The sequence below is a fragment of the Shewanella morhuae genome (assembly GCF_003028295.1).
GTDB classification, from domain to species: Bacteria; Pseudomonadota; Gammaproteobacteria; order Enterobacterales; family Shewanellaceae; genus Shewanella; species Shewanella morhuae.
Genome location: NZ_PYSG01000002.1, coordinates 926781 through 950648 on the forward strand (window position 1 = coordinate 926781; position 23868 = coordinate 950648).

A 23868-nucleotide genomic window follows, 5' to 3' on the forward strand; every position below is an offset into this window, starting at 1 on the left:
AGTTTCCATCTGTAAGGCTAGCGAAGTCACAGCGATTAATCAGTTATTTTAAGTGGGTAATGTGACTGAGATCTGACTATTTCTTTTGGAGTAGTTGGCCGCATCGTAAGCGCGTCTCTAATATCTGTTGTTACTGACTTTTTTAAGCTTAAATTAGAAATGGGTGGACGCGTAGTTCACGAATCACTTAAGTCTTATTTGTGGCAGAAGATTACGATTTCAACTTCGGTAGTTTTACAATGTTTTTTAATAAAAGCAGGTGCTTAGGTTTTTGATGTTATGGCTGACTATATCGTAATATCAGTTGTATGAATAAACTGTGGTAATGGTTTGCCATCGACGTCAGTAAACTCGCTCTAGCGAGGCTATTTATGTGACACATTAAGCCTGCGTCAGTGTTTTGAGTTGAAGATTGACCGTTAGTAAATTAGTTGTCTTAGAGGTAATGATTGCTACTCGTTTTTTTTATTTTCAGTAGACCGTTTATTCATGAGGTTTTTTGTCACATAATAGCCAACACAATTGAAAACTATTATCGTTACCAATCAAAAATCTTGATCTAGGTAAAGTTATTAGGGTCATTGCTCAGTTACAATGAGCACAGTTTTTCGAACTGGACCTGTTGCAAAGGTAGGATACGTAATGAAGTTAAGCGAACTCAGCCCCGGTGATCGCGGTGTTATTTCTGAAGTCGGGCGCTTAGATCTGCCGCAAACCGTAAAGCGCAAGTTGTTATCTATGGGGATAACACCCAATACGCGTTTTTTATTGATCCGATACGCACCAATGGGCTCAGGTTTAGAGTTGGATATTCGTGGTAGTAAACTTTGTATGCGCAAAGACTTGGCAGACATCATTGAGGTGGAAAAGGCGAATGGCTAAGCAGTTTCATTGCGTCACCGTTGGTAACCCTAACGCGGGCAAATCGACACTCTTTAACGCGCTAACTGGCGCGAATCAACAAGTCGGCAACTGGTCTGGTGTGACGGTTGAGAAAAAGACGGGCCATTTCACCCTAAATGGTGCTGATATCTATCTGACTGACTTACCCGGTATTTACGATCTTCTTCCCGCGGGTAATAGTTGTGACTGCTCTTTAGATGAGCAAATCGCGCAGCAGTATCTGGCAGAGCAACGCGTCGATGGCATTATCAATTTAGTTGATGCGACCAATATTGAGCGCCACTTATACCTCACGGTTCAGTTGCGTGAACTTGCTGTACCTATGGTCGTTGTATTGAATAAAATCGATGTCGCGATAAAGCATGGGATAAAAGTCGACTTAAAGAAAATGAGTCAAGAACTCGGTTGCCCTGTAATTGGCGTGTGTTCGCGCGATCTTGCTGATGTAGAAAAAGTGCAAGCGCAAGTATTGGATTTACTGCAAGGGCGAGTGTCTGAAGCGCCATTAATGCTTAATTACGACGCTCAAATTGAAACGAGCGTGAAGTTACTTTGCAATCAAGATGTGGAATTAAGCCGTGGTCGTGCTTTAGCGCTGCTAGGTAATCGAGCCGGTTGTAGTAGCAGTCAAGGGGCTGAATTACAGAGTGAAATTAATACTTGTACTCAGAATACCTCTCAGCAAGGCCATGATATTGAAATTATGCTGGCCACGACTCGTTTTAACTTTGTTGAAAGGGTATTTCAAGGTTCAGTTAAAGCTGATGGTTTTCTTACATTAAGTGACAAACTCGATAAGCTGATATTGCATCCGGTGTTAGGTATTCCGGTGTTCTTATTGGTGATGTATTTGATGTTTATGTTCAGCATTAATATTGGTAGTGCCTTTATCGATTTCTTTGATGTGTTTGCTGGCGCATTACTGGTAGACCATTTTGGAGCGTTTTTAACCAGTATGGGCTCACCAACTTGGCTGGTGACTATTTTAGCCGGTGGTGTTGGCCAAGGTATTCAAACTGTTTCAACCTTTATCCCGGTTATTGCAGCGTTATTCCTTGCCTTGTCGGTATTAGAAAGTTCGGGTTATATGGCACGAGCGGCATTTGTGGTTGATGGTTTGATGCGTCGTATTGGCCTTCCTGGCAAAGCTTTTGTGCCAATGATTGTGGGTTTTGGCTGTTCAGTACCTGCGATCATGGCGACGCGAACCTTAGGCAGTGAGCGTGAACGTATCGTCACCGGTATGATGGCGCCATTTATGTCATGTGGCGCGCGTTTACCTGTATATGCTTTATTTGCTGCAGCGTTTTTCCCTGACTCAGGGCAAAATTTAGTATTCTTGCTTTATGTTATTGGGATATTAGCTGCAATCGGTACCGGTTTATTACTCAGAAATACATTGTTACCCGGTACCAGTAGTGCGGTCGTAATGGAGCTGCCAAGCTATGAGATGCCTAAACTTAAAGCCGTGATGGTTCGCACGAGTAAACGGACTAAAAGCTTTATTTTTGGTGCTGGTAAAACCATTGTTTTAGTCGTTACCTTTTTAAATTTTATTAACGCTATTGGTGTTGACGGCACATTTGGCCATGAAGAGAGCCAAGCATCATTACTCAGTGTTGCGAGCCAAAAAGTGACGCCAATCTTTGCGCCGATGGGGATTGAACAAGAAAACTGGCCCGCAACTGTGGGTATTATTACCGGTATTTTTGCAAAAGAAGCTGTTGTGGGTACGTTAAACAGTCTTTATAGCAATGCTGGTGCAGATGATGCAGAGTTAACTCCGTTGGCAGATAGTTTTAATGCCGCGTTGGCTACGATCCCCGCTAATTTATTTGGTTTAGATTTAGAGGATCCGTTGAAATTATCTGTTGGTGATGTCTCTAGCACCAGTGCTGCAGCAGAATCTCAAGGCGTGGCCACATCGACATTTAGTGCATTACAGGCTGGATTTACGACTAAGATAGCGGCATTTTCTTACTTGCTATTTATCTTGCTCTACACTCCTTGTGTTGCAGCGATGGGCGCTTTAGTACATGAGTTTGGTTCTCGCTGGGCAACGTTTGCCGGTACATGGACTTTTGCACTTGCTTATGGCACTGCAACTGTGGTGTATCAAGCTACAACGTTTAACGAGCATCCACTACAATCAAGCCTGTGGATTGGCTTCTTCTTATTTGCATTGGCTGCTTTTTATCTGTGGTTAAAACGTAAGGGTAGAAGAACTCAGCAAATCATTCCTGGGATCCGCATCATTACTGAATAGGTGACTGAGTAAGCCACTGGTCGGGTTTGCTGCATAAGCCTGACTGAGCAATAAATGTCAGCTTAGTAAGAGTAAAGATAAAAGCAGCTTTCGTAGCTGCTTTTATTGTTTTACTATCGCGGCCATAACCGATAGTTTTATCACTAGGCATTGTAACTAGTAGTGATCTGTAGGATCATGCTGGCTTTATTAAAATTGCCATTGTTCGCAAAGAGGAATTCCATGAGTCATGTGGACACTGAAGTACGTCCGAGTAACTTTATTCGTAATATCATAGATGAAGATTTAAAAACTGGTAAACACAAGAGTGTACAAACTCGTTTCCCGCCAGAACCCAATGGCTATCTTCATATCGGTCATGCTAAGTCTATCTGCTTAAATTTTGGCATAGCGCGAGACTATAACGGTCTATGTAATTTACGTTTTGACGATACCAATCCTGAAAAAGAAGACATTGATTATGTTAATTCTATTCAGGCGGATGTACGTTGGCTTGGATTCCAATGGGATGGCGATGTGCGCTATTCATCAAACTACTTTGATCAGTTGCACCAATATGCGGTTGAGCTGATTAATAAAGGTTTGGCCTACGTCTGTTTTTTAAATGCCGATGAAACTCGTGAGTACCGTGGTACGTTAAAAGAGCCAGGTAAAAACAGCCCTTTCCGCGATACTTCAGTTGAAGAAAACCTCGCTCTATTTGCTAAGATGCGCGACGGTGGTTTTAAAGAAGGTGAGTGTGCGCTGCGTGCTAAGATTGATATGGCCTCACCATTCATGTGCATGCGTGACCCAATCATCTACCGTATTCGTTTTGCCCATCATCATCAAACGGGTGACAAGTGGTGCATTTATCCAATGTACGACTTTACTCACTGTATTTCTGATGCGTTAGAGCATATTACCCATTCTTTATGTACATTAGAATTCCAAGATAACCGTCGTTTATACGATTGGGTATTAGATAATTTAAATGATTTTCAAGCGCCGAATCGTACGCGTCAATACGAATTTTCACGCTTAAATCTCGAATATACCTTGATGTCTAAGCGTAAGCTGAACGACCTTGTGGCGCGTAAACTCGTATCAGGTTGGGATGACCCACGTATGCCAACGATTGCTGGCTTACGTCGCCGTGGTTATACACCTGCATCAATTCGCGAGTTCTGCCAACGTATTGGTGTGACTAAGCAAGAAAATATGATTGAAGTCGGCATGTTAGATGCGTGTATTCGTGAAGAACTAAACGAACATGCACCGCGTGCAATGGCCGTATTGCGTCCATTAAAAGTGATTATTGAAAACTATGTAGAAGGTAAACTTGAGTTCATTCAAGCAGCCGCTCATCCAAATGATGAGAACATGGGCACGCGTGAATTAGCCTTTGGCCGTGAAATTTTAATTGATATCGCTGACTTTAAAGAAGAAGGTAACAAACAATACAAACGTCTGGTTACCGGTAAAGAAGTACGTTTACGTAATGCTTATGTGATTAAAGCTGAGCGTTGCGATAAAGACAGTGATGGTAATATCACTACAGTTTACTGTACTTATGATCCTGAGACATTAGGTAAAAACCCAGCTGATGGCCGTAAAGTTAAAGGCGTTATCCATTGGGTTGAGGCATCAACGGCTAAACCTGCGCAGTTCCGTCTCTATCAGCGTTTATTTACCGATCCTAATCCAGCAGCAGCTGAGACTGTGGACGAAGTATTAAACCCAGAGTCACTGATTGTTGTGCAAGGCTTTGCTGAAGCAAGTCTAGTCAATGCACCCGCCGAAAAAGCGTATCAGTTTGAACGTGAAGGTTATTTTTGCGCAGACAGCAAAGATTCATCACCAGATAATTTAGTGTTTAACTTAACCGTAGCACTGCGTGATTCTTTCGAATGATTTGATAGTGTTGGTTTGATTGAGTGCGTTTAATGATATGAGACAAATAGCTCAACTCAATTAAGCACTCAATTAAACGAAGCTAAGTTGTTCAAACAATTAATTCGACTAAAAAAGAAGGCCTTTTAGGCCTTCTTTTTTATTTTTGGAATTAGTGAAAGAGCTATGGACTTGTGTGAGTTGCAGTTAATTTAAGTTGTTATTGATACATAGGACCAAAGCCTAGGCTCCATAGAATAACGCTGGTTGCCATTAACGCTACTAACAGCACTAAACCAGCGGTCACCATCGAACTGGCATAAATAAAGCCTTTCTCTTCAGGGATATTCATAATTATGGGTACACCCGCGTACAGTAAATATACTGAGTAAGCCAAACCAATCAATCCCACTATCATGATAAACCACAGTACTGGATATAATGCGGCTAGACCGACCATAAACAACGGTGTTGCCGTATAGGATGCAAGCTCTAATGCTTGAGTGTAGGTTGGATTTGCATCGAAGGTTTTTGCCATCCAATAGGCTAAATAGGCGAGGGCGAAGACGCCCGCAATAAGGCCTAGGTACATGCCTGCTGACATAAATAAGGCGCTTTGTGGAGTGAGGTAAATTGGATCGCCAGCGCCAGGATTCCAACCAATATAAGCCGTAGCTATATAGCTGCAAACTGCCGGTATTAAGGCGATAAGCATCACATGACTTAAACTACTTTTTAGTGCCTCATGATTTTTTTCAATTGTTTGCCATTCTTGCTTAGGATGGATGTAGAGCCCCATTAAGTGATTCAGTATCATTATAATTATCCTTGTTCAGCATTGATAAGTGGCTCGCCAAACGTCAGACGAGCTGATAACAGCTCCACAATCGAGGTTAAAACATTATCTTGTTTTTTAACTCTCGATTGGTTACACAAACAAACCGAGATACAGCGTGATCAATATCTCAGTTCTATAGAGTGTAGAACATTTATTGAACAAAAAATCTTGTACGTCAAGTTTACTAAGCCCTAGTGCTGTAGCTTATAGGTAAATATGCGTAAAATAGCCTAATACTGAGAATGATCTTGAGTGACTCCATGCAGCAACTTCTTGCCCCCATCCACGCCTTTCTTCGCTGTGATACGCCGCAAACTTGGATTGATATCGCGATAAAATCAGATTCCTTGGATGAGCTGCTGATTGACCATTGTAACTGTGAGTTGAAAGCGGCTCAGACCGCGATATTTTTGCTACGAAAATATGCGTTAGATAAAGATAGCGGTCGAACCCTGTTGGCGTGGGCTAAACCCTATGAAGAGTTTATTTATTCGCAAGATCACGATGTGGTGAGTTTTCTGGCCCGCGATGTGAAAAAGAATGAGCTGGTGGCTGAACTTATGCCTAAGCCTAATTTTAAGTTTGCCGCTAATCTGGTTTCACCTTTGATCCGCTTGATTAAAGAAGAGTTTCATCATTTTGAGCAAGTATTGGAGCTAATGCATAATCGTGGTATCGATTACCGTAATATTCGCGCGGGCCGTTATGCCAAGGGCATGATGAGTTATGTGACCACCCATGAGAAAGATATCCTGCGGGATAAACTGATTGTAGGTGCTTATATTGAAGCTCGTTCCTGTGAGCGGTTTGCTAAGTTGGCGCCTTATTTAGACAGCGAACTGAGTAAATTTTATGTGTCATTGCTGCGCTCTGAAGCGCGTCATTATCAAGACTATCTTGCGTTAGCACAGTTGGTTTCACCAGAGGATATTAGTGAGCGAGTAAAGTACTTTGGTGAGGTCGAGGCGCAGTTGATTTTAGCACCCGATGATGAGTTTCGTTTCCACAGTGGGTCGCCACTATCAATTTGACTTTAAAGATTTTTAAATTTAAGCCTTGCAGGGTTAGCTCGAACTTACTGAAACGATTAACGGTTCGAGCGAACCGTTAATATAAAGCATCTTTAGGCTCAAATAACGTCAATAAAAGTAACCAAACTTAAGTTGTCGGCTCAAAAGGTAACGATTCTAAATTAATCCCTTCAGCGCTTACACTCAGTACACTTCCTTGTTCATACCAATCACCCACTACAATGCGTCTGCAGCCATTATCGAGTTGATGAATCGCGGGTCTATGGGTGTGACCGTGGATCATCTGCTGAGTATGCGTCTGGGCAAATAATGCCTCGACCGCATTGGGCTCCACATCCATGATGGTATAGCTTTTTTGCTGATTGCTACTCTTACTCTTATTACGAATTTTATTAGCAATACCTTGGCGAGTTTTTCTCGATAAGCAACCGTATAACCATCTTGCTAGTGCAAAACTGCGCAACTTTCTAAAACGTTGGTAAGCCTTATCTAACGTACATAAGCTGTCGCCGTGTAAAATAACCGTTTCTACACCGTATAAATTCAGGCAAGTCACTTCGGGTAAGATTTGCATACCTGCGGCGTGCGCAAATTGCTTACCTAGCATAAAATCACGATTGCCGTGGATGAAATACACTGGCAGCTTTTGTGATACTTGTTTGAGTTTTTTGGCGAGTTCTAGAGCAAAAGGCAAGGCGATATCATCGCCAACCCAGACTTCAAACAAATCACCGAGGATATAGAGGGCGTCAGCATTATCGAGTTGTGTATCGAGAAAATGAGTGAACGCTTGGGTGATATCAAGGCGATCTGCACTCAGGTGCAGATCGCCTATAAATAGAGTTCGCATTAGGCGCGATTATGCCGCAACGCTGACTTTTTCAATCACCACGGCTTCTAAAGGTACATCTTGATGCATGCCTTTATTACCTGTGCTAACCGCTTTGATTTTTTCGACAATATCCATACCTTCAACGACTTCACCAAATACGCAGTAGCCCCAACCTTGGTTGTTCTCTGCTTTAAAGTCTAAGAAAGTGTTGTCATTAATGTTAATAAAAAATTGTGCAGTGGCTGAATGTGGATCAGAGGTACGTGCCATAGCCACAGTACCAGTGCGATTTGATAAGCCATTGTTCGCTTCGTTTTTCACGGGCTCGCCGCTACGCTTTTGGCTCATATCTTCATTAAAGCCACCACCTTGGATCATGAAACCGTCAATCACACGGTGGAAGATAGTGCCGTCGAAGAAACCTTCGTCAACATATTTCATGAAGTTTGCTACTGTTAACGGTGCTTTCTCAGCATTCAGTTGCAGTTTAATGTCGCCAAAATTGGTGTGTAATGTGATCATGTTTTCATACTCTCCATAAATAGTGGCGCGATTCTAACTTATCTAGGATTGCGCGCAAAGTGCAGTATTCAAAAGCGGGCTTGCCGTGGTAGACTGACTCATTGATTTTACACCTGAATGTATCATTAAAGAGAATGTCGATGTTGAAGATTTACAACAGTATTACCCGCCAAAAACAGGAATTTAAGCCAATTACTCCCGGAAAAATCGGGATGTATGTGTGTGGTGTGACCATATACGATCTCTGTCACATTGGTCACGGGCGTACTTTTGTTTCCTTTGACATGATAGTGCGCTACCTGCGTTATGCGGGTTATGAAGTGAATTTTCAACGCAATATTACAGATGTTGACGACAAAATCATTAAGCGTGCCAACGAGAATAACGAAAGCTGTGAAGCCTTAACTGAGCGTCTTATTGGTGAAATGCATCAAGACTTTGATGCTTTGAATATGCTTCGCCCTGACTTTGAACCGCGCGCAACACTGCATATCGAAGAAATTATTGATATGGTCGAGTTATTACTCGCTCGTGGTCATGCCTACGTGGCGAGCGATGGTGATGTACTTTTCAGCGTGGCCTCTTATCCTGATTACGGCCGTTTGTCGGGGCAGAATTTAGATCAACTGCAAGCTGGTGCTCGGGTAGAAGTGGATCAAACTAAACAAAATCCGATGGATTTTGTACTGTGGAAAATGTCTAAGCCAGGTGAACCAACGTGGGAATCACCATGGGGACCAGGTCGTCCAGGCTGGCATATTGAATGTTCCGCCATGAACAGCAAACATTTAGGTCTGCATTTTGATATTCATGGTGGGGGTTCAGACTTACAGTTCCCACACCATGAGAACGAAATAGCTCAGTCCTGCTGTGCCCACGACACGCCCTACGTGAACTATTGGATGCACACTGGCATGGTGATGGTCGACCGTGAAAAAATGTCTAAATCTTTAGGCAACTTCTTCACAATTCGTGACGTACTTGGCCATTATGATGCTGAAACGGTGCGCTATTTCCTATTGTCTGGCCATTATCGTAGCCAACTGAACTATTCGGAAGATAACTTAAAACAAGCTCGTTCAGCATTAGAGCGTTTATATACTGCGTTAAAAGATGTCGATTTAACTGCTATAGCCGCACCCGCAGAAGAGTTTGTCGCAAGATTTAATGCGGCCATGGACGATGACTTTAATACGCCAGAAGCCTATTCAGTGCTATTTGATATGGTGCGTGAGGTTAATCGTTTAAAGCTAACCAATATGGTGCAAGCATCTGCGTTAGCGGTCACATTAAAGCAGTTAGCGGATGTTTTAGGCTTATTAAGCCAATCGCCAGAGACTTTCTTTCAAGGTGGTGGTAGTGACGATGAAGTGGCCGAAATTGAAGCCTTAATTGTTGAACGTAACCGTGCTCGTACTGAAAAGGATTGGTCTGCTGCCGATGTGGCGCGTAATCGCTTAAATGAGTTAGGGGTTGAGCTCGAAGATGGCCCTGGTGGCACTACTTGGCGTAAGAAATAAGCTTATTAGCTGTTATCTTCAATATTGGTTAATCGCCTGACATAAAAAAACCTGCATTACGCAGGTTTTTTTATGCTTACAGAACCTAGAACCTAGAACCTAGAACCTAGAACCTAGAACCTAGAACCTAGAACCTAGTCGTGATACTGCTCAGCAGCGTACAAGGTGTTTTCTAAGAGGCTTGCTATGGTCATAGGGCCAACGCCGCCAGGTACAGGAGTAATAAAACTGGCATGTTGCGCGGCCACTTCATATTGCACATCACCGACTAAGTTGCCGTTATCTAAACGGTTAATACCTACATCAATGACAATTGCGCCAGGTTTGATCCATTCACCAGGAATAAAGCCTGGTTTACCTACCGCGACAACAACTAAATCAGCGAGGCGGATTTTTTGCTCAAGATTTTTAGTGAAACGATGACAAGTGGTCGTGGTACAACCCGCCAGCAGTAATTCTAAGGTCATAGGGCGACCAACAATATTAGACGCGCCAACCACCACAGCATCTAAACCATAGGTATCGATGCCAGTTGATTTGATCAGCGTCATGATACCCATGGGGGTGCATGAGCGCAGCACTGGGATACGTTGGGCTAAGCGGCCAACGTTGTATGGGTGAAAGCCATCAACATCTTTATCAGGACGAATACGCTCGATAACTTTTGAATCTTCGATATGGGCAGGTAAGGGAAGTTGCACAAGTATGCCATCGATAGTCGGATCATTATTTAAATTATCAATAAGGCCTAATAACTCATCTTCGCTACAGTTTGTTTCTAAATCGTATGAGCGAGAAATAAAGCCAACTTCTTCACAGGCTTTACGTTTACTTCCAACATAAACTTGAGATGCCGGATCGGCCCCCACTAATATCACGGCTAAACCTGGTATGCGTTGTCCAGCCTCTTTGCGGGCGGTGACTTTTTTACGTAGTTGAGTACGGATGGATTGAGCAATCGCCTTGCCGTCGATTATTTGGGCTGTCATGGGTGTAGGATATCCTTTATATGGGCGATGGTTAAAACAGAGATTGGCAATCGCCACTATTTTAACAGGGCACGGCTACTGTGTCGTGCTAAAGCTGATTACAAATGGATTTAAAAAGCGATATTAGCCTGATAATTCAGCACCTAGAGTCAATCATTAAAAAAATCGTTGACGGGTGCAAAGTGAGGCGATAAGATGCGCTCCGTTCTCAGGCACATGTGTTGATGTCGTCTGTCAACCTTGTTTTTGTTATACAGTAAGACTTTCGGTGATTAGCGCAGCCCGGTAGCGCATCTGGTTTGGGACCAGAGGGTCAGAGGTTCGAATCCTCTATCACCGACCATTTTAAGGTCATTTGCAATCGTTGAATTGATACTTTTTAAATTCAAATAGCGAATGATAGGGTTAGCATAAATGCTTTCCGAATCGGTTAGGATACAGACTATTCTGTAGAACCATGCGCCCGTAGCTCAGTTGGATAGAGCACCCGCCTTCTAAGCGGGTGGTCGCAGGTTCGAATCCTGCCGGGCGTACCAGTTTTAATGGTGATTGTAGCTCAGTTGGTAGAGTCCCGGATTGTGATTCCGGTTGTCGTGGGTTCGAGCCCCATCAGTCACCCCATTTTTAGTACTTTGAGTACAAAATAAAAAAAGCGACCTAGGTCGCTTTTTTTATACCTCAGATTCGGCTATAGAGGCTCGACTCTGCAGAAAACGGTGGCTATAATGTCGCGTCTTGATAGATATCAAATATGATGAGCGACTTGTGCCTAAAGCCAGTAGTGGTAGGCATGGTAGTCAAATTTAATGATCAAGAAACGAATACCTGAATAGTTGACAACTCGGCTATTAAAAAGGACGTTAGACAAATTTCGAGGTAAAACAATGCAAGTTTCTGTTGAAGCAACTCAAGGCCTAGAGCGTCGCCTGACCATTTCTGTTCCTGCGGAACAAATTGAAAAGCTGGTTAAAGACAGTCTACAACGTGAAGCTAAGCGTGCTCGTATTCCAGGTTTTCGTCCTGGTAAAGTGCCTGTAACAGTGATTAATAAGCGTTATGGTGCGGCTATTCGTCAAGATATCATGGGCGAAGTAATGCAGCGTAACTTCATCGATGCAATTATTGCTGAGAAGTTAAACCCAGCGGGTGCACCGACTTTCGTGCCTGGTTCAACTGATGGCGATAAATTTGAATTTATCGCTACGTTTGAAGTCTACCCAGAAGTTGAGCTTAAAGGCTTAGATGCAATCGAAGTAGAACAACCAAAAGCTGAAGTCACTGACGCTGACGTTGACACCATGATCGAAACACTTCGCAAGCAACATGCAACATTTGCAGTTGTTGACCGCGCTGCTGCAGATGGCGATAAAGTGAAAATGAACTTTATCGGCTCTGTTGATGGTGAAGAATTTGAAGGCGGAAAAGCTGACGATTTCGAACTGCAATTAGGCAGCGGCCGTATGATCCCAGGTTTTGAAGCGGGTATCTTAGGTCACAAAGCAGGTGAAGAATTTGTTATCGACGTGAACTTCCCAGAAGAATATCACGCTGAAAACCTGAAAGGTAAAGCCGCTAAGTTCGCGATTACTTTGACTGAAGTTCAAGCTGCTAACCTACCAGAAGTTAACGATGAGTTTGCTTCATTGTTTGGTATTAGCGAAGGTGGTTTAGAAGCCCTAAAAGCTGAAATCCGTAAAAACATGAACCGTGAGCTTGATCAAGCGTTAAAAGCTAACGTTAAAGAGCAAGTGATCGAAGGTCTGTTAGCTAACAACGATATCACGTTGCCAAAAGCATTAATCGATGCCGAAGTTAACGTACTGCGTCAGCAAGCTATGCAACGTTTTGGTGGCCAAACGGCTAACATGCCAGAGCTACCTGCAGAATTGTTCACTGAACAAGCTGCTCGTCGCGTTAAAATCGGTTTGCTATTAGGCGAAGTTATCAAGACTAACGAGCTAAAAGCTGAAGACGAACGTGTACAAGGCTTGATCGCTTCTATGGCTTCTGCCTATGAAGATCCAAGTGAAGTTGTTGCTTATTACAATAGCAACAAAGAAATGATGCAAAACATGCGCAACGTTGCTTTAGAAGAGCAAGCGGTTGAAGCACTGTTAAAATCTGCAAAAGTAACTGAAAAACAGGTCGCTTTTGAAGAATTTATGAACAAGGCTACTGGTCGCGCATAAGCTAAGCTTGACTTGATTAGCTGTTCGCCATTTATAATGGCTCGTATGAGGCTCCTCATGCGAGCCATTTTTATTTAGGGAAGTGAATAATGCATAATGCGTCAGACATACAAAGTGCTTTAGTGCCGATGGTGATCGAACAGACCGCTAAGGGTGAACGCTCATACGATATTTATTCTCGTTTGTTGAAAGAGCGTATTATCTTTTTGGTTGGTCAAGTTGAAGAACACATGGCAAACCTTATCGTGGCGCAATTATTATTCTTAGAATCAGAAAGCCCAGATAAAGATATCTTTTTATACATTAACTCTCCAGGTGGCTCAGTTACAGCAGGTATGGCTATTTATGATACTATGCAGTTTATTAAGCCAAACGTGAGCACTGTCTGTATCGGCCAAGCGGCCAGCATGGGTGCTTTCTTATTAGCTGGTGGTGAGAAGGGCAAACGTCACTGTTTACCAAATTCTCGCGTGATGATCCATCAGCCGCTGGGCGGTTTTCAAGGCCAGGCTTCTGATATTGCTATTCATGCTAAAGAAATATTAGGCATTAAAAATAAGCTTAATCAGATGCTGGCAGAACATACCGGCCAACCACTTGAAGTGGTAGAACGCGATACCGATCGTGATAATTTTATGAGCGCCACTCAAGCCGTTGAATACGGGTTAGTTGATTCAGTGATGACTAAACGCGGCTGATTTTTGCTTTTGACTGAGCTATGCTCTGTAAAAGTTAAGCAAATTTAAGACAGGCAGTATAGCAGACTGCAAAATGAGGTAATTAATGGGCGACAACAAAAATAATGGTGACAGTGGCAAATTGCTGTACTGCTCTTTTTGCGGTAAGAGCCAGCATGAAGTCAGAAAACTCATTGCTGGCCCATCAGTGTATGTATGCGACGAATGTGTTGAGCTGTGTAATGACATCATTCGTGAAGAGATTAAAGAAATCTCTCCAAAGCGCGATAGCGATAAATTGCCTACACCGCACGAGTTACGTGCGCATTTAGATGATTACGTCATTGGCCAAGACAGAGCAAAAAAAGTGCTTGCTGTGGCAGTGTATAATCACTATAAGCGTTTAAAAAATGCCTCACCTAAAGATGGCATTGAGCTGGGTAAGAGTAACATTTTGCTGATCGGTCCAACCGGTAGTGGTAAAACGCTATTAGCTGAAACTTTGGCTCGCTCACTGAATGTGCCTTTCACTATGGCGGATGCCACTACATTGACCGAAGCGGGATATGTGGGTGAAGACGTTGAAAACATCATTCAAAAGTTGCTGCAAAAGTGCGACTACGATGTTGAGAAAGCACAGCGCGGTATCGTTTATATTGATGAAATTGATAAAATCAGTCGCAAGTCTGACAATCCATCAATTACCCGTGACGTATCGGGTGAAGGCGTGCAGCAAGCACTGCTTAAACTGATTGAAGGTACTGTTGCCGCGGTTCCACCACAAGGCGGCCGTAAGCATCCACAACAAGAGTTCTTACAGGTTGATACCTCTAAGATCCTGTTTATCTGTGGTGGTGCATTTGCGGGGCTTGAAAAGGTCATCGAACAACGTGCACACGTTGGCTCGGGTATCGGTTTCGGTGCGCAAGTGAAAGGTGAAAAAGAAAAGGCCTCTATTTCTGAAACCCTCGCTCAAGTTGAGCCGGGCGACTTAGTCAAATATGGTCTGATCCCAGAGTTTATTGGCCGTTTGCCTGTAGTCGCAACGTTAACTGAGTTAGATGAAGAAGCCCTAGTTCAAATTTTGTCTCAACCTAAAAATGCGCTCACTAAGCAATACAGTGCGTTATTTGAGATGGAAGGTGTAGAACTTGAGTTCCGCGAAGATGCACTCAAAGCGATTGCACATAAAGCGATGTCACGTAAGACAGGTGCCCGCGGTTTACGCTCAATCGTTGAAAGTATTCTACTGGATACTATGTACGATATTCCTTCTGTAGATGGTGTTGTGAAAGCCGTTGTGGATGAATCGGTCGTGAAGGGTGAATCTGCACCTATCCTGATTTATGAGCCAAATGAGACTCAAACCGCCTCTGGTGAGTAATAATCGTACTGATTACGAATAAACTGAAAAACAAGGAGTCCAATGGGCTCCTTTTTTCGTATTAGCCATTGAAACTTAAGAAAGCGTCCCAATATACTCCAGTATTAATCCATTTCACCAAAACGGAATCGAGCTATGACCCAAGAGCGTGAAGCGCATATCGAACTCCCCGTGCTGCCACTGCGAGATGTGGTGGTCTATCCCCATATGGTAATTCCGTTATTTGTCGGACGAGAAAAATCTATTCGATGTCTCGAAACCGCAATGGCGCAGGATAAGCAAATTATTTTAGTGGCACAGCGTGATGCCGAGCTCGACGAACCATCAAAAGATGACATCTTCGAAGTGGGTACGGTGGCCTCTATTTTACAGTTACTTAAACTGCCAGATGGCACTGTGAAAGTACTGGTTGAAGGCGGCCGTCGTGCCCGTATTACCGCTTATACCCAAGAAACAGAGTTCTTTGTTGCCAAGGCTGAGTATCTGGAATCAGAGCCGCTGGAAGACAAAGAAGAAGAAGTGTTAGTGCGCAGCGCTATTGGTCAGTTTGAAGGTTATATCAAACTGAACAAAAAGATCCCGCCAGAAGTCTTGACCTCTTTATCGGGAATCGATGAAGCGGCGCGTCTGGCAGATACTATGGCTGCTCACATGCCGCTTAAGCTTGAAGATAAGCAATCTGTGCTTGAGATGGTCAATGTCGGCGAGCGTCTAGAATATTTAATGGCGATGATGGAATCGGAAATCGACCTATTACAGGTTGAGAAACGTATCCGTACTCGTGTTAAAAAACAGATGGAAAAGAGCCAGCGCGAGTATTATCTCAACGAACAGATGAAAGCCATCCAAAAAGAACTGGGTGATTTAGACGAAGGTCATGACGAATTTGACGTCTTAAATCGTAAGATTGAAGACGCCAATATGCCAAGCGATGCAAAAGAAAAGGCCCTCGCCGAGCTGAACAAGTTACGCATGATGTCACCTATGTCAGCTGAGGCTACTGTCGTACGCAGCTATGTCGATTGGATGACAGCCGTGCCTTGGAGCCAACGTTCTAAAATTAAGCGTGATTTAGCGAAAGCCAAAGAGGTGCTCGACTCCGATCATTTTGGCCTTGAAAAAGTGAAAGAACGTATCTTGGAATATTTGGCCGTACAAAGCCGAGTTCGCCAGCTTAAAGGGCCTATTCTGTGTTTAGTTGGGCCACCAGGTGTAGGTAAAACTTCGCTGGGGCAATCAATCGCTAAAGCGACGGGCCGTAAATATGTGCGTGTTGCTTTGGGCGGCGTGCGTGATGAAGCGGAAATCCGTGGTCATCGCCGTACTTATATTGGTTCTATGCCGGGTAAAGTCATTCAAAAAATGGCTAAAGTGGGCGTTAAAAACCCATTATTCTTGCTCGATGAAATCGATAAAATGAGTTCGGACATGCGTGGCGACCCAGCATCAGCACTATTAGAAGTGTTAGATCCTGAGCAAAACTCAACGTTTAACGATCATTATTTGGAAGTCGATTATGACTTATCCGATGTAATGTTCGTGGCAACGTCGAACTCGATGGATATTCCAGGGCCGCTACTTGACCGTATGGAAGTGATCCGTTTATCGGGTTACACCGAAGATGAAAAGCTGAATATCGCCAAACAACATTTGCTGAATAAACAAATTGAGCGTAATGGCTTAAAAGCGAGTGAAATTCATGTGGATGATAGTGCGATAGTCGGCATCATCCGTTATTACACCCGTGAAGCTGGCGTGCGATCGCTTGAGCGTGAATTATCTAAAATTTGCCGTAAAGTCGTGAAGATGATTTTGCTTGATAAGTCAGTTAAGTCTGTGACGGTTAATCAAGATAATCTTAAATCGTTCCTTGGCGTGCAGCGTTTTGATTATGGTAAAGCTGAGTCTAAAAACCAAATCGGTCAAGTGACAGGCTTAGCCTGGACACAAGTCGGCGGTGATTTACTGACGATTGAAGCAACATCGGTACCCGGTAAAGGCAAGTTAACTTATACCGGTTCTCTTGGTGATGTGATGCAAGAGTCGATTCAAGCGGCAATGACAGTCGTTCGTGCCCGTGCGGAACAATTAGGTATTAATGCTGATTTCTACGAGAAGCGTGATATCCACGTGCATGTGCCAGAAGGTGCTACGCCAAAAGATGGCCCATCTGCGGGTGCGGCTATGTGTACCGCTTTAGTATCAAGCCTAACGGGTAACCCAGTGCGTAGTGATGTAGCCATGACAGGTGAAATTACCTTACGGGGTGAAGTATTACCTATTGGTGGTTTAAAAGAGAAACTGCTGGCAGCTCACCGTGGCGGCATTAAGTTAGTATTGATTCCAAAGGAAAATGAGCGTGATTTGGAAGAAATTCCAGCCAATGTGATCGCTGATTTAGAAATTCGTCCTGTGCGTTGGGTCGATGAAGTACTGAAACTGGCACTAGAAAGACCGGTAGAAGGCTTTGAAGTGGTTAAAAACTTGGCATAACGCAAGAAATTGCGCTATCACGCTAAAAAAAGTGAAAAAAGGGCTTAACAAAGCGCAGACCTGTGGTAGCCTAGGTCTGTGGAGAGCCAGCTGCTCCAAGCCCTTGGCGCAACTGGCTTTGAGCTGTATCCAGTTTTAATTCTTTGGTTTTCGAACTCAGCTTGAACTTTGAATTCAAGCTTGTTATAAAAGCCTCCGCAGACCGCTCTAGACATGGATTTGGTTGCGGCGCAAAAAAAATTACATTCAAGGGGATGACATGAACAAATCTGAACTAATCGAGAAAATCGCATCTGGTGCTGACATTTCTAAAGCCGCTGCTGGCCGCGCACTGGATTCTTTTATCGCTGCTGTGACTGAAGGTCTGAAAGAAGGCGATAAAATTTCTCTTGTTGGTTTTGGTACTTTTGAAGTGCGTGAACGCGCTGAGCGTACTGGTCGCAACCCACAAACGGGTGAAGAGATCAAAATCGCAGCAGCTAAAATTCCAGCATTCAAAGCCGGTAAAGCACTGAAAGACGCTGTTAACTAATCATTAATATCGTAGCCTTTGTAAGGCGTTCGTAATTACAAGCACTGTTTATCAGTGCTTTTTACGAATTGAAAGTAATGGAATATGAAGCTTAGTTTCTACCATTACTCGGGGTGTTAGAATTTACCTGTGGTAGCGTCTGAACCATCCCCATAAATTACAGAAAGGCGCATCTCGAACTGATGCGCCTTTTTATTTTGTTAATCGCAACAAGCGAGAAATCTGATGTTAGAAAAGATCCGCGACGGTTCGCAAGGCGTGATTGCTAAAGGCATTCTCGTACTTGTGATTTTATCTTTTGCATTCGCAGGTGTCAGTAGCTACTTAGGCTCAACCACTGATGAACCCGCTGCAGAAGTTAATGGTGACATGATCACTAAAGCAGAGTTAGAACAAGCCTACCAGAGCGAGCGCTCTCGTATGGAGCAACAACTCGGTGAAATGTTTGCCGCATTATCGGCAGACGAAAGATACCTAGAAAGCATTAAACAAAGTGTATTAGAGCGCTTAGTTGCTGATAAATTAATTGACCAAGCGGCTAAAGCTATGGGTCTGCGCGTTTCTGACGAACAGATTATTAATGCAGTTAAAACTGAGCCGGCATTCCAAACGGATGGCAGATTTGATAATGATCGTTATCAAGCTATTTTGCGCCAGTTAGGTTATCAGCCTCAAGCTTTCAGAGATATGATGCGTGTCGATATGACCCGTCGTCAGTTAACTGCAGCGCTTATTGGCACTGAGTTTGTTTTACCTGGGGAAGCTAAGCAATTGGCAGAACTGCAAGGTCAAACTCGCGATGTGCGTTATTTGCTTGTAGATTCCGCACCTTTCTTCGCAACAGCAGTTGTCAGCGATGAACAAGTCAAAAATTATTACGATGCTAACCAAGGGCAGTTTATTAGCCCTGAAATGGTGAGCTTAGAATATGTTGAGTTAAATGCTACCGATTTTGCTAAAAATAGCCCAGTTTCAGATGATGAAGCACGAGCTTATTATGAAGAACATAAAGCGCAGTACGTCTCTAATGAAAAGCGTTTAGCAGCACATATTCTGGTCATGCCAGGTAGCGATGAAGTTGCGGCAAAAACTAAAGCAGAAGATATTGTTAAGCAATTAGATAACGGTGCTGATTTTGCTGCATTAGCTAAAGCAAATTCAGATGACACTCTGAGTGCTGAGCAGGGCGGCAAGCTGGATTGGTTTGAGCCTGGCGTAATGGAACCGTCTTTTGATGCGGCATTGTTCGCCTTAAATAAAGGTCAATATTCAGCAGTCGTTAAAACTGACTTTGGTTTCCACGTTATTAAGTTATTAGATGTGCAAGCCGGTGCCACTGTGCCATTTGATGATGTGAAAGCTAAAATTATTGCTCAACTGCAAGATAAAAAAGCCGTTGATCAGTTCTACAGTTTACAAAGCAAACTAGCTGATACTAGTTACGAAGTGCCAGATACACTATCTGAAACGGCTAAAGCTGTCGGCGTTGATATTAAGACAACAGCTCTGTTTTCTCGCGATAATGTTCCTGCTGCGCTAAACAAACCAGACTTAGTCAAAGCCGCTTTCTCTGAAACGGTAATGCTGAAAGGTTTAAACAGTGAAGTAATTGAGCTAGAGCCTAACCATGTTGTGGTTATCCGCGTAAAAGAGCACCACGATGCGGGTACAATGGCGTTAGCTGAAGTAAAAGACAGCATTGTTGAACGTTTAAAGCAAGAGCAAGCCAATGATGCCGCACGCGCCAAAGCGCAAGAGTTAATGGCACAAGTGAAAGCCGGTGCAACTGATTTGGCATTTGTGTCTAAGGTTAAGCTCGCTCGTGATGCACAGGATGTTGATGCCGCAATTATAGGTAAGGCGTTCCAAATGCCAACGCCTAGCACAACTGCAGTTGTAGACATTGTTGGTTTAGCTAATGGTTATGCAGTTATTGCACTCGATAAAGTTAATGCTGCAGAAGGCGTTAGCGATGAGTTGGTTAATGCGCTTAAACAACGCTTGAACGCACAATACAGTGAAGCAGACTACCGTGGGCTGATTGATTCGTTAAAGGCTAACGCTAAGGTGCTTTACCCTGTAGCTGAGTAGTCCAAGTATAAGGTGGCGGGGTAAACCTGCCATGCTACTGATAAATGTTAATTAAAAAGGCCAAGTAATTTTACTTGGCCTTTTTTTGTTTTCTAATTCTTTTTATTTTTAAAAAAGGAGCTGTTTTATTTATCTATTAATATAAGAAGAGCCCATTACTCAGTACTAATGATTCGGGTTTAGTCGTCAACGCCTATCATCACGCTACTGGCTTTGATGAGTGCGTAGGCAGAATCACCCACTTTAAGGCCTAGACGCTCGCAGGATGCTTTAGTGACAACTGACGTTAATACTACGCCTGGTGCAAGCTCGATAGTTATTTCATTATTAACAGCGCCCATTTCGATGGATTTTATTGTGCCGCTGAGTGTGTTTCTTGCGCTAATTTTCATTATATTTCCTTATAGAGTATTTCAAACTAAGAGTATTAACATTCAATCAGTTCAGTGTCGCTCTGACGGATGACTATTTAGTTTATCTAATGCAGCATGTATGAGCTTATCGACTGAAAAGCGCTGGACATGATAAATATTTTTTATAAATTAACAAAGATAGTATAACCATTTTAATCAGAGCGTTATAAATAAAAACGCCACTTAAAAGTGGCGTTTTATGTTTTGTGAACGCTCTCTATTATCAGCGTTAATTAAAGCTCAATAACGTCAAACTCAACATAGGGGTTAACGTCGGCATCATAATCAATGCCTTCGATACCAAAGCCAAATAACTTAATGAATTCAGCTTTATATTCGCGGTAATCAGTCAGTTCTGATAGGTTTTCAGTGGTCACTTGTGGCCACAAATTACGGCAGTGCTGCTGAATATCTTCACGCAGTTCCCAGTCATCTAAGCGTAAACGATTGTCGCTGTCTGTTACGGGTTTAGCGCCGTCAGCGCGGAATAGACGTTCGGTAAATAGACGATAAATTTGCTCCATACAGCCTTCATGCAGACCTTCTTGGCGCATCTTTTTGAATACCATAGCAATATATAATGGCATCACAGGGATAGCTGAACTTGCTTGAGTCACTACGCTTTTAAGCACTGCGACATTGGCACTGCCACCCGTGCGAGACAGTTGCTCATTTAAGGCTTTTGCCGCACGATCGAGATCCATCTTGGCCTTGCCAAGGGCGCCGTGCCAGTAGATAGGCCAAGTTAGTTCAGTACCAATGTAGCTATAGGCAACTGTTTTACAGTTATCGGCTAAAACACCTGCGTCAGATAAGGCTTTAATCCACAGTTCCCAATCTTCACCGCCCATTACCGTCACTGTATCGGCAATCTCTTGTTCAGTTGCAGGTTCTACAGTGGCTTCAATAATGCAGTCTTTATTGGTATCAACGGCAGTTGCGGTGTAAGTTTCGCCAATTGGTTTTAAAGCTGAGCGAATTAACTCACCAGAATCTGGCAGTTTACGTACAGGCGAGGCCAGTGAGTAAACGACCATATCGATTTCACCGAGATCTTGCTTAATTAACTCGATAACTTTTTGTTTTGCTTCGTGACTAAATGCATCGCCATTGACACTTTTAGAATATAAGCCTTCGGCTTTAGCAAACTTATCAAAAGCAGCAGTGTTGTACCAACCTGCAGTGCCGGGCTTGGTTTCAGTTCCCGGTTTTTCAAAGAACACACCAATGGTGGCTGCATCGCTACCGAATGCTGCTGCAATACGTGAGGATAGGCCATAACCGCTTGATGAACCCACTACTAATACCTTTTTAGGGCCATTAGCAATTTTACCTTTTGCTTTAGTAAAGGTGATTTGTTCTTTAACGTTTGCTTCACAACCAACTGGATGTGTAGTGGTACAAATGAATCCACGAATTTTTGGTTTGATAATCATGTTTAAGCTTCTTCTATCAAAATGACCAATAGGATAAATATATCGACGGGTAAATGGCACCTATTTTTAACCAATTCCCCTGATTAGTTAAGTGGTTGGAGCAGTTTAACGTTTGTGGACAAACACACTTTGCTCTTGAATCAACCTCTGGGTATATTCATGTTGAGGTGAGCTAAATATCTGTTCTGTCGATGCTTTTTCAACCATAACGCCTTTGTTGAGCACCATTATTTTATCGCTGACATGGCGAATAATATTGAGATTATGAGATACGAAGATATAGGACAAACCGAGATCTTTTTGTAATTTGAGCAGTAAATTCAAAATTTGCGAGCGTACCGAAAGGTCCAGAGCGGTTAATGCCTCGTCGGCAATAATGATTTTAGGATTTAACATTAAAGCTCGTGCAACCGCAACTCGTTGTTTTTGGCCTTCAGAAATCATATGCGGATAAAAATCGGCATGCTCGGGTAATAATCCCACTTTTTTTAAAGTATCAACTACTTGTGTATGACGTAAGTGCGATGACAATTGCGTATTAAACTTTAAGGGCTCATCGAGCAACTGCCCTATTGTTAGTCGCGGGTTAAGTGAGGTGTTAGGATCTTGGAAAATCATCCTAATTAAGCGGCATCTTTGTTTAAGATTGCGACTGTCTAGTGCCTCTCCTTCAAAAAATATTTCACCGCCGCTACGAGACTCCGCGCCAACTAAAATCCGTGCGAGTGTACTTTTACCCGAACCCGTTTCGCCAACAATCGCTAAGGTTTCACCGCGCTTTAACTCAAAGGAAATAGGGGCTAGTGCGTCCTTGTACTGACGCGAAAAGCCTTTGTAGCCCATATCGTATCTTTTATAAAGATCGTTAACTTTAAGCAGTGGAGTCGTCATTTGGAGTGTCACCGTGATAAGGGAAATGACAGGCAAAATAGCGGTCTTTTATATGACTTAACTTTGGCTGATAAACGCATTTTTTCTGTGCTTCAGGGCAACGAGGCCCTAAACGGCAACCAATAGGTAAATGCTGCAATGCAGGGGCTGAGCCCGGTAATGTCGGCATAATCGCTTTATGGCCAATAATACCTGAATAGCCGGGCATATTATCCAGTAATGCCTTGGTGTAGGGATGATAGGGCTGCTTGATTACATCATCTGTCGGCCCTGACTCCATCACTTGGCCACAATAGAGCACTGATAAGTGATCGCACCATTGAGCCAAGGTTTCAAGCTCATGGCTTATTAATAAAATAGATACGTTTTGTAACTGATTTAATTGCGATAATAATCTGAATATTTGTGCTTGAGTACTGAGCTCCATTGAGCTTGTTGGTTCGTCAGCAATTAACAGGCGAGGTTGGTTAGCAACTGCCATGGCAATCATAACCTTTTGGCACTCACCTTCGGACAACTGCCATGCATAGCTAGACATGACTTGTTGAGGGTTTTTAATGCCCACTTTATGTAACCATTTTTGTGCCGTAAGCCGTGCATATTTACGCCGTTTCCAAAAGTAAATATTTGGATTTTTGGGCATTGCAGGCATTAATTGGCGGCCGATGGTTTGAGTGGGATCTAAACTACCCGAGGGATCTTGAAAAATCATCGCGATATCTGAGCCCATCAGATTGCGACGCTCTTTTGAACTCATCGCCATCAGGTTATTACCATCCCACATCATGCGGTCAGCGGTAACCGTCCAGCTAGGTCCCGGTATTCCCAAGATAGCCCTTGCTAATAAACTACGACCAGAACCAGACTCGCCGACTAGACCATGAATCTCACCGGCATTGAGGGTTAAGCTGACATTCTCAAGTGCCCGCACTCTGCCATGGGGAGTATCGAGCTCAATCGTTAGATTTCGTACGTCGAGTAAAGGCATA

Annotated in this window: 19 protein-coding genes and 3 tRNA genes; 14 read left to right on the forward strand and 8 right to left on the reverse strand. The window is 43.2% G+C overall.

Going from position 1 to position 23868, the window contains the following annotated elements:
- The first annotated feature begins 642 nt into the window (after positions 1-642).
- From C9I43_RS04550 to glnS, 3 genes are all read left to right on the forward strand, one after another.
- Positions 643-882, forward strand: coding sequence for a FeoA family protein (locus C9I43_RS04550; protein WP_076498175.1), 240 nt, complete (start codon positions 643-645; stop codon positions 880-882).
- The gene (gene feoB, locus C9I43_RS04555) at positions 875-3169 is read left to right on the forward strand and encodes a Fe(2+) transporter permease subunit FeoB (RefSeq protein ID WP_107882385.1); all 2295 of its coding nucleotides are present in this window, start codon (positions 875-877) and stop codon (positions 3167-3169) included. Before C9I43_RS04550 ends, feoB begins: the two co-directional genes overlap by 8 nt.
- A 222-nt stretch (positions 3170-3391) precedes the next feature.
- On the forward strand, positions 3392-5062 hold the full coding sequence (glnS, locus tag C9I43_RS04560; protein WP_107882387.1) for a glutamine--tRNA ligase: 1671 nt from the start codon (positions 3392-3394) through the stop codon (positions 5060-5062).
- A gap of 199 nt (positions 5063-5261) precedes the next feature.
- Here glnS and C9I43_RS04565 read toward each other — a convergent pair whose 3' ends face one another.
- A complete protein-coding gene (locus tag C9I43_RS04565) occupies positions 5262-5858 on the reverse strand; it encodes a Yip1 family protein (RefSeq protein ID WP_076498180.1) in 597 nt (198 codons plus the stop codon).
- Between the two features lie 281 nt (positions 5859-6139).
- Here C9I43_RS04565 and miaE point away from each other — a divergent pair, with 281 nt between their 5' ends.
- The gene (gene miaE, locus C9I43_RS04570; RefSeq protein ID WP_107882389.1) at positions 6140-6910 is read left to right on the forward strand and encodes a tRNA isopentenyl-2-thiomethyl-A-37 hydroxylase MiaE; all 771 of its coding nucleotides are present in this window, start codon (positions 6140-6142) and stop codon (positions 6908-6910) included.
- 127 nt (positions 6911-7037) lie between these two features.
- Here miaE and C9I43_RS04575 read toward each other — a convergent pair whose 3' ends face one another.
- Both C9I43_RS04575 and C9I43_RS04580 read right to left on the reverse strand, forming a co-directional pair.
- Complete coding sequence (locus C9I43_RS04575) at positions 7038-7760, reverse strand: UDP-2,3-diacylglucosamine diphosphatase (RefSeq protein ID WP_076498183.1); 723 nt, start codon at positions 7758-7760, stop codon at positions 7038-7040.
- A 9-nt stretch (positions 7761-7769) separates the two neighbouring features.
- Positions 7770-8264, reverse strand: coding sequence for a peptidylprolyl isomerase (locus C9I43_RS04580; RefSeq protein ID WP_076498185.1), 495 nt, complete (start codon positions 8262-8264; stop codon positions 7770-7772).
- Between the two features lie 140 nt (positions 8265-8404).
- Here C9I43_RS04580 and cysS point away from each other — a divergent pair, with 140 nt between their 5' ends.
- On the forward strand, positions 8405-9784 hold the full coding sequence (gene cysS / locus C9I43_RS04585; RefSeq protein ID WP_107882391.1) for a cysteine--tRNA ligase: 1380 nt from the start codon (positions 8405-8407) through the stop codon (positions 9782-9784).
- A 134-nt stretch (positions 9785-9918) separates the two neighbouring features.
- Here cysS and folD read toward each other — a convergent pair whose 3' ends face one another.
- Positions 9919-10773: a bifunctional methylenetetrahydrofolate dehydrogenase/methenyltetrahydrofolate cyclohydrolase FolD gene (folD, locus tag C9I43_RS04590; protein ID WP_107882393.1), complete on the reverse strand. Its 855-nt coding sequence runs from the start codon at positions 10771-10773 to the stop codon at positions 9919-9921.
- A 266-nt stretch (positions 10774-11039) separates the two neighbouring features.
- Here folD and C9I43_RS04595 point away from each other — a divergent pair.
- The 9 genes from C9I43_RS04595 to C9I43_RS04635 all read left to right on the forward strand — a co-directional run bounded on the left by C9I43_RS04595 (position 11040) and on the right by C9I43_RS04635 (position 20139).
- Positions 11040-11116 (forward strand) — tRNA-Pro (locus tag C9I43_RS04595).
- A 116-nt stretch (positions 11117-11232) separates the two neighbouring features.
- Positions 11233-11309, forward strand: a tRNA-Arg gene (locus C9I43_RS04600).
- Between the two features lie 9 nt (positions 11310-11318).
- Positions 11319-11394, forward strand: a tRNA-His gene (locus C9I43_RS04605).
- Between the two features lie 263 nt (positions 11395-11657).
- Complete coding sequence (tig, locus tag C9I43_RS04610; RefSeq protein WP_076498189.1) at positions 11658-12962, forward strand: trigger factor; 1305 nt, start codon at positions 11658-11660, stop codon at positions 12960-12962.
- Between the two features lie 89 nt (positions 12963-13051).
- Positions 13052-13660 carry an ATP-dependent Clp endopeptidase proteolytic subunit ClpP gene (gene clpP / locus C9I43_RS04615; RefSeq protein WP_006081124.1) on the forward strand — a complete coding sequence of 203 codons (609 nt, stop codon included), beginning with the start codon at positions 13052-13054 and terminating at the stop codon, positions 13658-13660.
- Positions 13661-13745: 85 nt separating this feature from the next.
- On the forward strand, positions 13746-15023 hold the full coding sequence (gene clpX / locus C9I43_RS04620) for an ATP-dependent protease ATP-binding subunit ClpX (RefSeq protein WP_076498191.1): 1278 nt from the start codon (positions 13746-13748) through the stop codon (positions 15021-15023).
- A gap of 135 nt (positions 15024-15158) precedes the next feature.
- On the forward strand, positions 15159-17516 hold the full coding sequence (gene lon / locus C9I43_RS04625) for an endopeptidase La (protein ID WP_107882395.1): 2358 nt from the start codon (positions 15159-15161) through the stop codon (positions 17514-17516).
- A gap of 259 nt (positions 17517-17775) precedes the next feature.
- Positions 17776-18048 (forward strand): nucleoid-associated protein HU-beta, encoded by a 273-nt coding sequence (hupB, locus tag C9I43_RS04630; RefSeq protein ID WP_006081127.1) that lies wholly within the window; start codon positions 17776-17778, stop codon positions 18046-18048.
- A 225-nt stretch (positions 18049-18273) separates the two neighbouring features.
- Positions 18274-20139, forward strand: a complete 1866-nt coding sequence (locus tag C9I43_RS04635; RefSeq protein WP_076498194.1) for a SurA N-terminal domain-containing protein — start codon at positions 18274-18276, stop codon at positions 20137-20139.
- Positions 20140-20318: 179 nt separating this feature from the next.
- Here C9I43_RS04635 and C9I43_RS04640 read toward each other — a convergent pair whose 3' ends face one another.
- The 4 genes from C9I43_RS04640 to C9I43_RS04655 form a co-directional block, all read right to left on the reverse strand.
- Complete coding sequence (locus C9I43_RS04640; RefSeq protein ID WP_076498195.1) at positions 20319-20531, reverse strand: TOBE domain-containing protein; 213 nt, start codon at positions 20529-20531, stop codon at positions 20319-20321.
- Positions 20532-20785: 254 nt separating this feature from the next.
- On the reverse strand, positions 20786-21988 hold the full coding sequence (gene fabV / locus C9I43_RS04645; RefSeq protein ID WP_107882397.1) for an enoyl-ACP reductase FabV: 1203 nt from the start codon (positions 21986-21988) through the stop codon (positions 20786-20788).
- Between the two features lie 105 nt (positions 21989-22093).
- A complete protein-coding gene (locus C9I43_RS04650; RefSeq protein ID WP_107882399.1) occupies positions 22094-22879 on the reverse strand; it encodes a peptide ABC transporter ATP-binding protein in 786 nt (261 codons plus the stop codon).
- Complete coding sequence (locus tag C9I43_RS04655; RefSeq protein WP_107882401.1) at positions 22860-23867, reverse strand: peptide ABC transporter ATP-binding protein; 1008 nt, start codon at positions 23865-23867, stop codon at positions 22860-22862. Before C9I43_RS04655 ends, C9I43_RS04650 begins: the two co-directional genes overlap by 20 nt.
- Between the last annotated feature and the right edge of the window lies 1 nt (position 23868).

What these genes read in the sequence shown, in the direction of transcription:
- miaE (WP_107882389.1), top strand. Translation starts at nt 6,140, where the DNA reads ATGCAGCAACTTCTTGCCCCCATCCACGCCTTTCTTCGCTGTGATACG.
- clpP (WP_006081124.1), top strand. Translation starts at nt 13,052, where the DNA reads ATGCATAATGCGTCAGACATACAAAGTGCTTTAGTGCCGATGGTGATC.
- C9I43_RS04575 (WP_076498183.1), bottom strand. Translation starts at nt 7,760, where the DNA reads ATGCGAACTCTATTTATAGGCGATCTGCACCTGAGTGCAGATCGCCTT.
- cysS (WP_107882391.1), top strand. Translation starts at nt 8,405, where the DNA reads ATGTTGAAGATTTACAACAGTATTACCCGCCAAAAACAGGAATTTAAG.
- C9I43_RS04635 (WP_076498194.1), top strand. Translation starts at nt 18,274, where the DNA reads ATGTTAGAAAAGATCCGCGACGGTTCGCAAGGCGTGATTGCTAAAGGC.
- fabV (WP_107882397.1), bottom strand. Translation starts at nt 21,988, where the DNA reads ATGATTATCAAACCAAAAATTCGTGGATTCATTTGTACCACTACACAT.
- feoB (WP_107882385.1), top strand. Translation starts at nt 875, where the DNA reads ATGGCTAAGCAGTTTCATTGCGTCACCGTTGGTAACCCTAACGCGGGC.
- C9I43_RS04640 (WP_076498195.1), bottom strand. Translation starts at nt 20,531, where the DNA reads ATGAAAATTAGCGCAAGAAACACACTCAGCGGCACAATAAAATCCATC.
- hupB (WP_006081127.1), top strand. Translation starts at nt 17,776, where the DNA reads ATGAACAAATCTGAACTAATCGAGAAAATCGCATCTGGTGCTGACATT.
- lon (WP_107882395.1), top strand. Translation starts at nt 15,159, where the DNA reads ATGACCCAAGAGCGTGAAGCGCATATCGAACTCCCCGTGCTGCCACTG.
- tig (WP_076498189.1), top strand. Translation starts at nt 11,658, where the DNA reads ATGCAAGTTTCTGTTGAAGCAACTCAAGGCCTAGAGCGTCGCCTGACC.
- C9I43_RS04655 (WP_107882401.1), bottom strand. Translation starts at nt 23,867, where the DNA reads ATGCCTTTACTCGACGTACGAAATCTAACGATTGAGCTCGATACTCCC.
- C9I43_RS04550 (WP_076498175.1), top strand. Translation starts at nt 643, where the DNA reads ATGAAGTTAAGCGAACTCAGCCCCGGTGATCGCGGTGTTATTTCTGAA.
- C9I43_RS04650 (WP_107882399.1), bottom strand. Translation starts at nt 22,879, where the DNA reads ATGACGACTCCACTGCTTAAAGTTAACGATCTTTATAAAAGATACGAT.
- C9I43_RS04580 (WP_076498185.1), bottom strand. Translation starts at nt 8,264, where the DNA reads ATGATCACATTACACACCAATTTTGGCGACATTAAACTGCAACTGAAT.
- glnS (WP_107882387.1), top strand. Translation starts at nt 3,392, where the DNA reads ATGAGTCATGTGGACACTGAAGTACGTCCGAGTAACTTTATTCGTAAT.
- C9I43_RS04565 (WP_076498180.1), bottom strand. Translation starts at nt 5,858, where the DNA reads ATGATACTGAATCACTTAATGGGGCTCTACATCCATCCTAAGCAAGAA.
- clpX (WP_076498191.1), top strand. Translation starts at nt 13,746, where the DNA reads ATGGGCGACAACAAAAATAATGGTGACAGTGGCAAATTGCTGTACTGC.
- folD (WP_107882393.1), bottom strand. Translation starts at nt 10,773, where the DNA reads ATGACAGCCCAAATAATCGACGGCAAGGCGATTGCTCAATCCATCCGT.